Source organism: Mesorhizobium sp. M0522 (assembly GCF_040321085.1).
Classification (GTDB): Bacteria; Pseudomonadota; Alphaproteobacteria; order Rhizobiales; family Rhizobiaceae; genus Mesorhizobium.
On record NZ_JAMYQW010000011.1, the window covers coordinates 127,491 to 140,652 of the forward strand.

The 13,162-nt window shown below is 64.0% G+C and carries 14 protein-coding genes; 5 read left to right on the top strand and 9 right to left on the bottom strand.

The features are described 5' to 3' along the window. Positions 1-9: 9 nt before the first annotated feature. Entirely contained in the window at positions 10-468 is a 459-nt protein-coding gene (locus tag NKI58_RS15095; RefSeq protein WP_352456435.1) for a DsrE family protein, read from the bottom strand. A gap of 102 nt (positions 469-570) precedes the next feature. Between NKI58_RS15095 and NKI58_RS15100 the strand changes: the two genes are divergently transcribed. Further along, complete coding sequence (locus tag NKI58_RS15100; protein WP_352788021.1) at positions 571-1,671, top strand: hypothetical protein; 1,101 nt, start codon at positions 571-573, stop codon at positions 1,669-1,671. A 55-nt stretch (positions 1,672-1,726) separates the two neighbouring features. Next, complete coding sequence (locus NKI58_RS15105; RefSeq protein ID WP_352638275.1) at positions 1,727-1,975, top strand: antitoxin; 249 nt, start codon at positions 1,727-1,729, stop codon at positions 1,973-1,975. A gap of 217 nt (positions 1,976-2,192) precedes the next feature. On the opposite strand, the gene NKI58_RS15110 is transcribed toward NKI58_RS15105, so the two are convergent. Together NKI58_RS15110 and NKI58_RS15115 are read right to left on the bottom strand one after the other, a co-directional pair. Next, the gene (locus NKI58_RS15110) at positions 2,193-3,122 is read right to left on the bottom strand and encodes a cation diffusion facilitator family transporter (RefSeq protein WP_502896887.1); all 930 of its coding nucleotides are present in this window, start codon (positions 3,120-3,122) and stop codon (positions 2,193-2,195) included. A 32-nt stretch (positions 3,123-3,154) separates the two neighbouring features. Then, on the bottom strand, positions 3,155-5,344 hold the full coding sequence (locus NKI58_RS15115) for an anthranilate synthase (RefSeq protein ID WP_352789405.1): 2,190 nt from the start codon (positions 5,342-5,344) through the stop codon (positions 3,155-3,157). A 320-nt stretch (positions 5,345-5,664) separates the two neighbouring features. Between NKI58_RS15115 and NKI58_RS15120 the strand changes: the two genes are divergently transcribed. Beyond that, positions 5,665-6,435, top strand: coding sequence for an isocitrate lyase/PEP mutase family protein (locus NKI58_RS15120; protein ID WP_352568032.1), 771 nt, complete (start codon positions 5,665-5,667; stop codon positions 6,433-6,435). Positions 6,436-6,449: 14 nt separating this feature from the next. Here NKI58_RS15120 and NKI58_RS15125 read toward each other — a convergent pair whose 3' ends face one another. From NKI58_RS15125 to NKI58_RS15135, 3 genes are all read right to left on the bottom strand, one after another. Further along, positions 6,450-7,499, bottom strand: coding sequence for a M14 family metallopeptidase (locus tag NKI58_RS15125; RefSeq protein WP_352744290.1), 1,050 nt, complete (start codon positions 7,497-7,499; stop codon positions 6,450-6,452). 101 nt (positions 7,500-7,600) lie between these two features. Continuing rightward, a complete protein-coding gene (locus NKI58_RS15130; RefSeq protein WP_352789408.1) occupies positions 7,601-8,977 on the bottom strand; it encodes an FAD-containing oxidoreductase in 1,377 nt (458 codons plus the stop codon). After that, on the bottom strand, positions 8,974-9,435 hold the full coding sequence (locus NKI58_RS15135; protein ID WP_352853437.1) for a DUF4126 domain-containing protein: 462 nt from the start codon (positions 9,433-9,435) through the stop codon (positions 8,974-8,976). The genes NKI58_RS15130 and NKI58_RS15135 overlap by 4 nt, the downstream gene beginning before the upstream one ends. 147 nt (positions 9,436-9,582) lie before the next feature. Between NKI58_RS15135 and NKI58_RS15140 the strand changes: the two genes are divergently transcribed. Continuing rightward, the gene (locus NKI58_RS15140) at positions 9,583-10,140 is read left to right on the top strand and encodes a sugar O-acetyltransferase (RefSeq protein WP_352638281.1); all 558 of its coding nucleotides are present in this window, start codon (positions 9,583-9,585) and stop codon (positions 10,138-10,140) included. A gap of 58 nt (positions 10,141-10,198) precedes the next feature. Here NKI58_RS15140 and NKI58_RS15145 read toward each other — a convergent pair whose 3' ends face one another. The 3 genes from NKI58_RS15145 to NKI58_RS15155 form a co-directional block, all read right to left on the bottom strand. Continuing rightward, positions 10,199-10,708 carry an RES family NAD+ phosphorylase gene (locus NKI58_RS15145; protein WP_352638283.1) on the bottom strand — a complete coding sequence of 170 codons (510 nt, stop codon included), beginning with the start codon at positions 10,706-10,708 and terminating at the stop codon, positions 10,199-10,201. After that, on the bottom strand, positions 10,705-11,184 hold the full coding sequence (gene parS / locus NKI58_RS15150) for a type II RES/Xre toxin-antitoxin system antitoxin (RefSeq protein ID WP_352638288.1): 480 nt from the start codon (positions 11,182-11,184) through the stop codon (positions 10,705-10,707). Before parS ends, NKI58_RS15145 begins: the two co-directional genes overlap by 4 nt. 187 nt (positions 11,185-11,371) lie before the next feature. Beyond that, a complete protein-coding gene (locus tag NKI58_RS15155; RefSeq protein WP_254819147.1) occupies positions 11,372-12,361 on the bottom strand; it encodes a helix-turn-helix domain-containing protein in 990 nt (329 codons plus the stop codon). 128 nt (positions 12,362-12,489) lie between these two features. Here NKI58_RS15155 and NKI58_RS15160 point away from each other — a divergent pair, with 128 nt between their 5' ends. Continuing rightward, the gene (locus NKI58_RS15160) at positions 12,490-13,137 is read left to right on the top strand and encodes a cysteine hydrolase family protein (protein ID WP_023679515.1); all 648 of its coding nucleotides are present in this window, start codon (positions 12,490-12,492) and stop codon (positions 13,135-13,137) included. The last annotated feature ends 25 nt before the right edge of the window (positions 13,138-13,162 follow it).

A 13,162-nucleotide genomic window follows, 5' to 3' on the forward strand; every position in this document is an offset into this window, starting at 1 on the left:
GGAATTGCCCTATGGCCTGAGATAGGCGTAGCCCTGGCGTTGCAATTCGGCGAGCTTGACGACGCCGCCCCTGTCGGCTGCATGGAAGCCGTCGAGCAGGTCGGCCAGGCCGATATCCATGCCGTGCATGGTGTTGGCGCAAGCGTGCGGGCTGAGCCCATCCTGGACAAGGCCGGCGAACCGCCCGGAAATGGCGGCCGATATGCCCTTCGACTTGAAGGCGGCAAGTGCTGGGCCGTGCACGACAAGCGCGATGTCGACTTTGCCGTCGGTGCCTTCGAAGTGGTTCTTGATGTTGCCGAGCACGAAATTGACCTTGTCGAGGTCGCTGAGGTGATAGGCGACCTTTTGCCTTTCCTCTTCGGCAGCCGCCGGCTTGACTTCACTAGCTGCGGCCTTGATGGGGCGCAGCCCGAAAAGCCCCGCGGCCCCGGCAAGACCGACGCGGAAAATATCGCGGCGTCGCATGGCTTCATCTCCCATTTGGCCGGCCCGCGCAATTTGCGTGGCCTCGACCTCGATCCTAGCATAAATTGAAGCCACGTCTTGTCGGGGCAATGGAGGGGTAGCATGACGTCGAGGACCATAATGGGGACCATTGTGGGCGCCGGAGTTGGGGTTGCCTTGCTTGCCGCCGTCGCCGGTGCTGCTTTCGCCGACGACACGCTCAAACTCACCGAGCTCAGCCCCGACGGCAAGGACGCTTGCTTCGGCCGCGTCTACGACGCCGCGCATCTCAAGTCGCATCCGCAGCAGAAGGTGGCGCGCATCTTCTTCTATTACGGCCGCGATCCGGTCAGCCGACCAAACGAGGAGCCAAGCGCCGGCATCGATTCCTCCTACAATGGCTTCATGGCGACGACGGTACGCGGCGCCGAGGCGCCTGAATGGCTCGGCGGCTGGTGCAGTCATGAGTCGGAGGACGGCAAGATCGGCCCGATCCGCTGCGGCATGGACTGCGATCGCACCATGGCTTCGCTGAAGGTCGACGACAAAGGCCGGCTGATCGTCTCGGACGTGCAGCCCGATCTCTATCTCGACGCCGGATCGGAAGACGAGCTCGGCAAGGCGGAGTACGAAAGGCAGGCGCTGGGCAAGGACGACAACGGCTTCAGGCTCGACCCGATGCCGGCCGCCACCTGCAAGGCGGAGTTCGCGCGCATCGACCCGATCGACCCGGCCCTTGGCCCGCCATTGCGCGAGCGGCTGAAGCCGGACCAGCCCTTCTGCTACGGACGCGACTACGACGCCGCGCATCTCGGCTCGCATCCCGATCAGCTGACCCAGTCGATCAGGGTGTTCCGCGGACCGGTCGAGCTGGCGTCTTTCGCCAAGGAGGGCGATCCGGCCAATTGGCCAAGCGGCGCCGATATCGCCGTTTCGGTTACCACGCGGCAGAAATCGGCCAAGGTCACGCAGGTCTACAACTGCCAGAGCGAGGGCGACCAATGGCGCTGCGCGGCGAGCGCGAAGACGGGTGCTGCGTCCTGCGATATCGCGCAACAGGAGGTCTTCCTTCGCCGCGGCGCCAACGGCACGATGATGCTGGCCAACCCGAACAGCGGCCTGCCGATCATCGATCTGTGTTCGAAAGCGGCGGAAGGCGACACCAGCTCCGACGACAAGGTCTACCGGCTGGAGCCGATGCCGCAGGCTGCGTGCGGGCCTTGATCGTAGTTCGGATCCCGGTTCGAAATTAGCCGAATGTGACGAGGAGGTGGATGCAATGCGCAAGACAAAGGTGTTTTGGTCCGGCCGCTCGCAGGCGGTGCGCTTGCCGAAGGAGTACCGTTTCGACACCGAAGAGGTTTTGATCCGCCGCCACGGCCAGAGCGTCATAATCGAGCCTCTTGCCCAGGATTGGGCCTGGCTGGACAGAGTGATAGGTCCGGTTGACGACGATTTCGCGGAGGCAGCGTTGGAAAGTTCGTCGGATCAGGCCCTGGAATCCATGGCGTGCAGCGGCTCGGAATGAGAGCTGCAGCGATCCTTCGCGCCCCCCTCTGTCCTGCCGGACATCTCCCCCTCAAGTGGGGAGATTTGCAGCTTCGCCGACAGCGCTCTTCTTGGAGATTGGCGAAAGCCGAAGCGACATCCAATCTCCACCCTTGAGGGGGAGATGTCCGGCAGGACAGAGGGGGGTGCTGTCCCGCCGACCTCAAGGTTTTGGATGGCGGCGTCCCGCTATCGCCTCACGCGAACGGCACGGCCGTCGTGCCCTTGGGCAGTTTCGCCTCGTCGTCGGGCTCGACATGGATGATGACGCGGACGGAAGGAATCTCTGCCTGCAGCGCGTCCTCGATGCGGTCGCAGATGACGTGGCTGGCGCCGACCGACATGTCGGCGTCGACGACCAGGTGGAACTCGATGAAGGTGGCGCGGCCGGCGATGCGCGTCTTCAGGTCGTGGACCTCGAGCGCGCCCTTGCAATTGGCCGAGATGATGTCGCGTATGCGGATATGTTCCTGGGTGTCGACGGCGCGGTCCATCAGCCCGTTCATCGACGAGCCGATGACGTGCCAGCCCTGCCACAGAATGTTCAGCGCCACGATCACCGCAAGAGCCGGATCGAGAACCTGCCAGCCGGTCAGTACGGCGCCGACCAGGCCGATGAACACACCGACCGAGGTCGCCACGTCGGTCATGATGTGCCTGCCGTCGGCAACGAGAGCCGGCGATTTTTCGCTTCGGCCGGTGCGGATCAGCGTCAAGGCCCAGACGGCGTTGATGACCGTTGCGACGCCGTTGACGGCGAGGCCGGTCCATGGCTGTTCGAGCGGGGCCGGATGCTGCCACGACCACCAGACCTCGTTGAGGATCAGCAGGGCGGCAAGCACGATCAGCACGCCTTCGAGGACGGCCGAGAAATACTCGGCCTTGTGGTGGCCGAAGGGATGGTCCTGGTCGGCCGGCTTGTAGCTGACCCGGATCGCCCAATAGGCGGCGGCAGAGGCAATGACGTTGACGATCGATTCCAGCGCGTCCGAATAAAGCGCAACCGAACCGGTGACGTACCAGGCCACCAGCTTCAGGCCGAGCACGACGCAGGCGACGACGATCGACCAGAAGGCGAGGCTGGCGACCTTCTGCCTGGCGGCGGCTTTGATTTCCGCCGCGGTCACTGGGGAAAAGTTCCCAACACTGAGCCCTCGAATTAAGCGGCCTTTTCCTTGGCCTTGCGCGGCAGGTGCGCGACGATGTTCTCGATGATGCGCATGCCGGCATTGTGGCCGAGCGTCATGATCGACTCCGGGTGGAACTGCACTGCGGCGATCGGCTCCTTGCGGTGCTCGAAGGCCATGATGATGCCGTCCTCGGTCTCGGCGGTGACGACAAAACCATCGGGCAGCCGCACCGGATCGGCAAAGATCGAATGATAGCGGCCGACCGTCACCTCCTTGGGCAGGCCGGAGAAGATGATGCCCGGCTTCGACACGCGGATGCGCGACGGCTTGCCATGCATCGGGATGTGCAGTTGGCGCAGCTCGCCGCCATAGGCCTCGGCCAGCGCCTGCAGCCCGAGGCAGACGCCGAAGATCGGCAGGTCGCGCGCACGGGCCCGTTTGATGGTGGCGGCGCAGTCGAAGTCCTTCGGCGTGCCGGGGCCGGGCGACAGCACGACCAGGTTTGGCTTCAGCCGGTCGAAGATCTCGTCCGGCACCGGCGTGCGCACCGTCGAGACGTTGGCGCCGGTCTGGCGGAAATAGTTGGCGAGCGTATGGACGAAACTGTCCTCGTGGTCGACCAGCAGGATGTTGACGCCGTCGCCGACACGCGCGGTGCTGCGTTCGGTGCTGGCGGCATTGCCTGATTTGGCGTCGCGGATGGCGGAGAGCATGGCGGATGCCTTCAGTTCGGTTTCGGCTTCTTCTTCCTCGGGAATGCTGTCGAAGAGCAGCGTGGCGCCGGCGCGCACCTCGGCGATGCCGTCCTTGATGCGAATGGTGCGAAGCGTCAGGCCGGTGTTCATGTCACCGTTGAAATTGACCATGCCGATCGCCCCGCCATACCAGGCGCGCGGGCTCTTCTCGTTCTGCTCGATGAAGCGCATGGCCCATAATTTCGGCGCGCCGGTGACGGTGACCGCCCAGGCATGCGACAGAAAGGCGTCGAAGGCGTCCATGCCTTCGCGCAGCCGCCCCTCGATGTGGTCGACGGTGTGGATCAGGCGGGAGTACATTTCGATCTGGCGGCGGCCGATGACGCGCACCGAGCCCGGCTCGCAGACCCTCGACTTGTCGTTGCGGTCGACGTCCGAGCACATGGTGAGTTCGGATTCGTCCTTCTTCGAATTGAGCAGCTTCAGGATCTGCTCGCTGTCGGAGATGGCGTCGTCGCCGCGCTTGATGGTACCGGAGATCGGGCAGGTCTCGACGCGGCGGCCGTTGACGCGCACGAACATTTCCGGCGAGGCGCCGATCAGATATTCGCCCTCGCCGAGATTGATGAAGAAGGAATAGGGCGAAGGGTTGATGCTCTTCAGCTTGCGGGAAATCTCGGAGGGCTGGGTTTCGCATCGTTCGTAGAACATCTGCCCCGGCACCACTTCGAACAGGTCGCCGCGCTCGAAGCTCTTCATCGCCTTGCGCACCAGCTTGGCATATTCGCCGGGCTCGTGGTCGCCGCGCGGCGGGATGCGGTCGGCGGTCCTGAACGGCTCGACGATTTCGTCGCGCGGCAGGCCTTCGGTCGAGAAGCCATCGCCGGAATAGTCGTAGCGGTCGGTCCAGGCCTTGGTCGAATAATGGTCGACGACGAGGATCTCGTCGGGCAGGAACAGCACGAGATCGCGCTGGCTCGGCTTGCGCTCGAGCTTGTAGTCGACCGGATCGAACTGGAAGGCGAGGTCGTAGCCGAAGGCGCCATAGAGGCCGAGATTGGCGTCTTCCTCGGTCTTGAACAAAGCCGTGATGGCGCGCAGCACGGTGAAGACGGAGGGAACGCGGCTGCGTTCCTCTTCAGTGAAGATACGACCGGGCTTGGCGACCTCAAGGCGGATGAGTTTGTTGGACGTCTCGGCGATCGTTACGTCGTCAAGGCCGGCAAGCACCGTGCCGATCACCGGCAAAAGCACCTCGCCGCGGCGGTTCAGCGCCTCGATGCGCATGGCACGGCCGCGTGCCGAGATCACCAACGGCGGATCGATGATGGCGGTGTCCCAGCGCGTATAGCGGCCGGGATATTCGTAATTCGAGGAAAACACGGCGCCGCGGCGCGAATTCAGGCCATCGACATAGCCGTCGATCGCCCCCTCGTAAGGCCGGTCATGGCGCTGGCGGGTAATCGCCACGCCACCCGCCGTGACGAAGCGCTCGGCGCCATGCTCCAGAATTTTCGTCGTCATTGCCGTCTCCATCAGCGTCTTTGGGGCAACGGACCCGGGAATGGCTTGAAAAAACAAATGGCCGCCCGGACATTCCGCTGCGGCCACCCTCTATTGTCACGCGAACGCGTTCGAACAGGCCGCTGTCAGCGAGCCCACCACCAAATGGTCTTGATCGAACGCATATTCATGGCGAAATCCATAGCCGCGAAAAGCGGTATGCGCAACAGGTTTGAAAGTCTGTGGGGTGGCTGCCGCTTTCGCAACCCATGGCACATGGCCAAGACCGGCAGTCCTGCCTAGACTCTGCATCAAACAGCAGGAAGACGGGAAAACATCAAATGACCCAGCAGTTCGACCGCGCACGGACGTTCCATTCCCTCCATGTCAAGGGAAACCCGATTGTCCTCTACAATGCCTGGGACCCAGGCTCCGCCAAGATCATCGAGAAAGCAGGGGCCAAGGCCATCGCCACCGGAAGCTGGCCGGTCGCGGCCGCTTTCGGATTCGCCGATGGCGAGAAAATCCCGTTGGAACTGGCGCTCGAAAACATCAAACGCATCGTTGCGGCGGTGGATGTGCCGGTAACCATGGACCTCGAGGGGGGTTACGGGGTCGCTCCGGAGGTTGTCGCCCGCAGCGTGACGCTCGCCGTGCAGGCTGGAGCCGTCGGCTTTAATTTCGAGGATCAGATCGTCGGCGGCAGTGGGCTGCACGACATCGCCATACAGGTGAGGCGGATCGAAGCGGCTGCAGCGGCGGTGAAGACGTCGGGTATTCCGGCCTTCATTAACACCCGAACCGACATTTTCCTGAAGACTAAACCGAGTGCGCACGACAAGGCTCTTCTCGATCAGGCGATCGAGCGGGCGCACGCCTACGAAAGGGCCGGAGCGCATGGCTTCTTTGCGCCTGGGCTTGCCGATGAAGGCCTGATCGAGGCGCTCTGCGAGGCAACGGCATTGCCGGTCAACATCATTGCCCTGGCGCATGTGCCGCCGCGCCAGAGGCTTGCCGAACTCGGCGTCGCCCGCGTGAGCCATGGTCCGGTGCCGTACCGGCAGATGGCCGAATGGCTGGAGGCCAAGGCGCGACAGGCGATTTCGGGGTAGCCTGGCGGGGTGCGTCAGTCCTCCAGCGTTCCCGACCTTGCATCGGCGCTCGTCCCGTCGCCGACCAGCTTCAAGAGGTCTTCGCCGGCGCGGATGATGCGGCGGGAACGCCGCGTCAGGATGAGGCCCGCCTGCGGCGCCAACACTTCCGTGCGGCCGTCGGGCTCGCCGGGCGCGTGGACGATGGTGGCAAGGCGCGCACCCTTGGTGACGCGGTCGCCCGGTTTCACGTCGTAAAGGATCGCGCCCGAGCGGGGCGCCGGCATCATCTCGATGTTTTCGAGCGGCGCGACGAGTCCAACGAAGCTGCCAGGCGCGGGCAGCGCCTGATCCTGGATTACGTCGCGCGCCACCAGCAGCCGGTAGAGCCCTTCGGCATCGGCGCCGGCGAGGGCGCCGTCGACATCGAGTATGCCGCGATATTCGACGGTGGTGGCGACGCGCCGGTCGAGGCACGCGACGTCGGCGGGAACGTTCTGATACGGCATGATCGAGGCGCCTTCGAAGGTGCCGTCGGGGTCTTCGTCCCACAGCATCACCGCGTCGACGCCCATGGCCGCTGCACAATCCGCCATGGCCGGCCACAGGCTGGTGTGGACGTAAAGATAGGCGAGGCCCTCATCGTCGCAATGCAGGTCGAGCACGATGTCGTGGCCGATGGAGAGCTGCAGCAGCCGCGTCTTCAGCCGCTGGTCGACCGTGCCGTGCGCCGGCAGCAGCGTGAGGTCGGGCGCGGCGAGCCGCGGAAAGCCACGGTTGAAATTGGTGCGCGTGCCCAGATGGAAGCGGCCCTGATGGTCGCCGTAGAGATATTGCGCGCGGCCGATCGGATTGGCCCAGGGCACGATGGTCATATTGCCGGTGATGCGGCCTTCGGCTTCCGCCTTGCTGAGCATCGGCATCAGCGTGTCGATGGCGACGACGCCCGGCAATTCGCCGGCATGAAGTGCCGCCTGCAGATAGGCGGAAGGCGCCGTCTTGTCCGTTCCGGCGAAGCGGAAGACGGGGAATTCGTAGGAAACGCCTTCGCTGTCGCCGGCGACGCGTTCGATGGACTTCTGCATGGGATGGCTCCGGGAGAAGAGGCGGAACACATGCCCTTTTGCCGCTGGGCTGTCGATTGGTCCAGCCGGCGCCGCCATGGGCGCACGATTCTACCCGGCCGTCACACCAGCGGCTTGAGTTCCTGGGCGATGGTCGGCAGAAGCTCCGAGACGTTCGGGTGGATGTGCACGGCGCGCGCCAGCGTGCTGACCGGCGCTTTGGCATACATCAGGTCGAGCACGCAGTGCACCGCCTCGTCGCCGCCCGGGCCGAGCACCGAACAGCCGAGGATCTCCCTGGTGTCGGCATCGACCAGGATCTTCATGAAGCCTTGCGTCTCACCTTTTTCGACTGCACGGCTGACGCGGGTCATTGGCCGCTGGCCGACCAAGGCGCGGCGGCCGGATTTCCTTACCGCGGCTTCGGTCATGCCGCAGCGGCCGAGTGGTGGGTCGATATAGAGCGCATAGGCCTCGATGCGGTCGCTGACCTTGCGCGGATCATTGTCGAGCAGGTTGGCGGCGACGATCTCGTAATCGTTGTACGAGGTGTGGGTGAAGGCGCCCTTGCCGTTGCAGTCGCCCATCGCCCAGATGCCGGGCACGCTCGTGCGCAACTGGTCGTCGACGACGATGAAGCCGCGTTTGTCGACCTCGACGCCGGCTTTGTCGAGGCCGAGATCGTCGGTGTTTGGCGTGCGGCCGAGCGCCAGCAGCACATGCGAGCCGACCGCAGCCGCCTTGCCTGGCGAGAAGGTCACGGCGATTTCGTTGCCTCGCCTGGCGAAGCGGATGTCGTCGGCGCCGAGATGGACGGCAATGGCTTCGTTTTCGAGGATCGACAAAATGGCGTCCGAGACATCCTCGTCCTCGCGACCGATCAGACGCGGGCCTTTTTCGATGACCGTAACTTCGGAACCGAAGCGGCGGAACATCTGCGCGAATTCGAGCGAGACGTAGCTGCCGCCGACAACAATGAGATGGCGCGGCAGCACGTCGAGATCCATCATCGAGGAATTGGTCAGGTAAGAAATGCCGTCGATGCCGGGCAGGTCGGGCACCGAGGCGCGCCCGCCGGTGTTGAGGAATATCTTTTCGGCGCTCAGCAGATCGTCGCCGACGCGCACCGTGTTGGCGCTTACGAAGCGCGCATGGCCGCGATAGAGCGTGCATTTGTCCATGCCGGCAATCCAGTCTTCGAGATTGCCGCGGGCGTCGTTGGAGACCTTGTCCTTGCGCGCCTTGATCGCCTTGTAGTTTACGCCGACGGGACCGGATAGCGTTACCCCGTAATCCGCGGCGGAGCGGGCGAGATGCGTGGCATAGGCGCTTGCCACCATCGTTTTGGTCGGCGTGCAGCCGGTGTTGACGCAAGTGCCGCCGACCAGCTTTCGCTCGATCAGCGCCACGCTCATGCCGGCCGCATTCAGCCTGCCGGCGAGCGGTGGGCCGGCCTGCCCGGCACCGACGATAATGGCGTCGAATGTCTTTGCCGTCATGCCACCGCCGCCACGATCAGAAGCCCGCCGACGATCGCCACCGCGTCCTCGATGAAGGCGGCGGGCGGGTCCTTGCCGAAGGCGGCGGCCAGGCGTTTACGCGCCTCGGCGCCGCCCAGCGTGCCGATCACCGCGCCAACGGCGCCGGCGATCAGGCCGCCGATGGTGGCGCCGCCGGTCGCTCCGATCACCGCGCCGGTGAAAGCGCCCAAGACGATACGCGCGCCGAATTGCTGCGGCACCTTGCGGCTCGGCGCCGAGGGCAGCTGGTCGGTGACCAGTTCGGCGATGGCCAGGATGGTGAAGATGCCGACGGCGATCCAGTGGCCCATGAAGCTCGCCCAGGTGTCCGCGACCGGCAACCAGCCAAGCCAGGCGCCCCAGGCGACGGCGGCGGGCGCGGTCATGGCGCGAAGCCCGGCAACGATGCCAATCAGGAGTGCAAAAATGTACAGCATGATTGATCCCCTCGATGGCCGGCTTGGGACAGGTCCGAGAGAGCAAGCTACCATAGGTCCGGTATTTGACCAGAGGTGGTGTCGCCGCCGGCGCTTCCGTATTTTCACCACTTGTACTTTGGCAAAGTTGAAACTGGAGTTGCAGCCATGGCCGGAAGCGAACGCATGAAAATGGCGGCGGGCGAGTGGTATTGCTGCCTCGATCCGGAACTGGAGGCGTTGCGCATCACGGCGCGAGACGCGGTGTTCGAGCACAACAGCCTGCCGCCCCGGCAGCGTCGCGATATCGGGCCTGGATTGCGGACGCTGCTCGGCGCGGCGGGCGAGGGCACCCGGATCGAGGCGCAGTTCCACTGCGCTTATGGCTTCAACATCTTTCTCGGCGACCGCGTTTTTCTCAATGCCGGCTGCACCATTCTCGATACGGCTTCAGTGCGCATCGGCAAGGGAACGCTGGTCGGCCCCAATGTGCAGATCTATTGCGCCGAGCACCACAAGGAGGCTGCGGGGCGGCAGGCAGGGCTGGAGATCGCCAGGCCGGTCGAGATCGGCGACAATGCCTGGATCGGCGGCAGTGCCATCATCCTCGGCGGGGTCAGGATCGGCGATGGCGCCATCGTCGGCGCCGGTGCTGTGGTGACGCGCGACGTGGCGGCGAACACCACGGTGGTCGGCAATCCGGCACGGGTAATCAGCAACAACTGAGCACCGTGCTTCTGTTGCCGGTCACGTCCTCGTTCTGATGGACATGGGGGCGGCTATGTCACTTGGCCGGAGGTGGATGCAACCGTGTGTCGAGCGCAAACGCCTCCTGGATCTTCATGGCGTATGCCCCTCTGGCGAGGCTCGCGTCGAAGATCAGGTTCCAGCTACGCTGCGATACCGCGCTAGGAATCACCACGAACCGGTGCCGTTGCAGAAGATCGTCGCCAAACGCCTGTTGCCCGGAGCTCGGAATGCCCGGGCGCAACCAGTTGGGGTTGGGCACGGCGGCGGGGTCGACGATATGCACATCCGCGACATCGCTGACGATCGCTGCCGTCATGACATGCGCTATCGTGTCGAGCGCCCTGAAGCCCTTATGAACCGCAACCTCGAGGATCGCAGTCGACGGATCGATCGAGCAGTAGACGGCGCGCACGCCCTTGCTGTTCCAGCGTCCGCCCACCCTGTATGCGCCCTCGCCACTATCCCATGTAGGCGCAAACGCGGCTTGATCGAGGCGCCATCCGATGAGGTCGGAGCCACCAAGCGCCGCCGGCAGCGGCGTCATGCATAAACGCCATATTCAAGCCGTTCCAGATAGTCTTCTACAAGCTCGATCCCCGCCGGCGTCGCCAGAAGGTCGATTGGACGACGCTGGTCGAGCCCAATCGCCGGGCGCTCCAGCCATTGCTCTGCCTCCGCCTGCGAACCGAACACGTCGGTCGCTTTCGACAGGATCTCCGCGAACTTCCAGGTGCGTCCGCTCTGGTCCTGACTGAGAGGCTTGGACGGAGCATCCTTGCGGCGCTGGTAGGTGCGCAGGCTCATGCCGACGGCCTTCTCCAGCGAATCGGTCTTCTGGATGAAGACGAGTTGCCCGATAAGATGGTCCAGCGCTGAAGCCGGCAGGCCGTGCAGAAGCAACTCGTGGGCATCCAAAGCGCTGCTGAGGCGCCTTGCCAGAATGCGGCTGCCGCCCAGCAATTTCGCCACCTTCTGAAGTTCATTGTTTTTTGCTGCTGGCGCAGCCTTTTCCAATGCCATCGCCGCGGCGAGCCCTCTTCGCGTCATCTGTCGCTTTAATATATGACAGATGACGCAGAGTCTTTCAAGCACGACAGGATCGAGAGCAGGGCAATCGCTTCGAGAGAAAAGATAGCCTACTCGGGCCAGCTGGCAGTCCAACGTCGGCACTGAAGCGATTGCCCTGGAATCGAGCGCGAGCCGAATTTCACCTCGGCATGTGCGCCACGCGCTCCTCCTGAGCACTCTTCGAGAATTCGCGCCGGTACTGCGCCGGCGAGGTTCTGAGGCGCGCTGCGAAATGCTGGCGCAGCGAGGTGGCGCTGCCGAAGCCGGCCTCGAAGGCAACCGTGTCCATCGATTTTTCCGTTGCTTCCAGCAGCCGTTGCGCCAGCTGGACGCGCTGGTCGGTCAGCCAGTCACCGAAACTGGTGCCGATCGTTTTCTGGAAACGGCGCGTGAACGTCCGGCGGGTGAGGCCGGCGTGACCGGCAACGCTGTCCAGACTGTGCGGCTCACCCAGGGTTTTGCGCACCGCTTCGAGAGCCTGGGTGAAGCGGTCCGCATTGCCGGTCCTGGCGATGGGACGTTCGATGAATTGAGCCTGCCCGCCCTGCCTATGCGGAGAAAGCACGATCTGCCGGGCAAGGCGAAGCGCCGCCTCCGCGCCGTAACGAGCCCGTACGACGTGCAGGCAGCAGTCGAGCCCGGCGGCGACGCCGGCGGATGTCACGACATCGCCATTGTCGATGTAGAGCACTTCCGGTTCGACGAGAATGTCGGGATAGAGTTCCTGCAGCTGATCCGCGTAGGCCCAGTGCGTCGCCGCTCGCCGCCCCGAAAGCAGTCCGGTCGCCGCAACAGCGAACGTTCCCAAGCACAGTCCGACGATCAGCGCGCCGCGCTCGTGCGCGCCAAGCAACGCGTCGATCAATGCGGCTGGAGGCGAGCTCCCGAGATCCTTCCAGCTTGGCACGATGACGATGTCGGCGTCATCGAGCGCGGAAAGCCCGTGCGGGACGCTGATGGTCAGCCCGGCATCGGTGCGGATCGGCCCGTCCTCAATCGCGCAGACCCGGAAGTCGAAGCGCGGCAGGCCGAGCTCCGTGCGATCCGCTCCGAACACGAGACACGGCACGGAGAGATGAAACGGGCTGATGCCATCGAAGGCGATGGCGGCAACGGCAGGATCGGTCATGGGAGCTCCAGCAACGGGTGAGGCCGATTGTCCCAATTCTTTCGAATAATGTCAATCGGGACACTTTTTGCAATCCGGTGCCGAGCTTATCGTCCACCCATCAATGTCCAACGGGAAAGGAAAACCCCATGTCGCAACCAGCCAAAGGCAAAGCTCCACGCCGCGCCCTCATCGTCATCGATGTTCAAAACGACTATGACGGCGGCAACCTCGCCATCCAGCATCCGCCCTTCCGCGACAGCGTCGTCAATGTGGCGCGAGCGATGGATGCGGCCACCGAGGCAGGCGTCAAGGTGGTGGTCATCAAACAGTTGGCGCCGGAAACCTCACCGGTGTTCGCCAAGGGCAGCCATGGCGCCGAGTTGCACCCGGAAATCGCCAGGCGAAACCGCGACCACTACATCGAAAAGAACTTGCCCAGCGCCTTCACCGGCACGGACCTCGAGGAGTGGCTGCGCGCCAACTCTATCGATACGATCACAGTCATCGGCTACATGACGCATAATTGCGACCTGTCGACGGTCATCCACGCCGTGCATATGGGTTTTGAGGTCGAGTTCCTGTCGGACGCAACGGGGTCGTTGCCGTACGCCAACAGCGCCGGCTACGCTTCGGGGGAGGAAATCCATCGCGTGGTGACGATCGTATTGCAGTCGCGCTTCGCGGCCGTTCTCAAAACCGCCGAGTGGATCGATTGCCTGAAGACCGGCGTGGTACCCCAGCACGACACACCCTATGCCTCCAACCAGCGCGCGCTGGCGCGAAGCGCGGCGTAGGAGACTGTTGCGAACATGCAGAAGG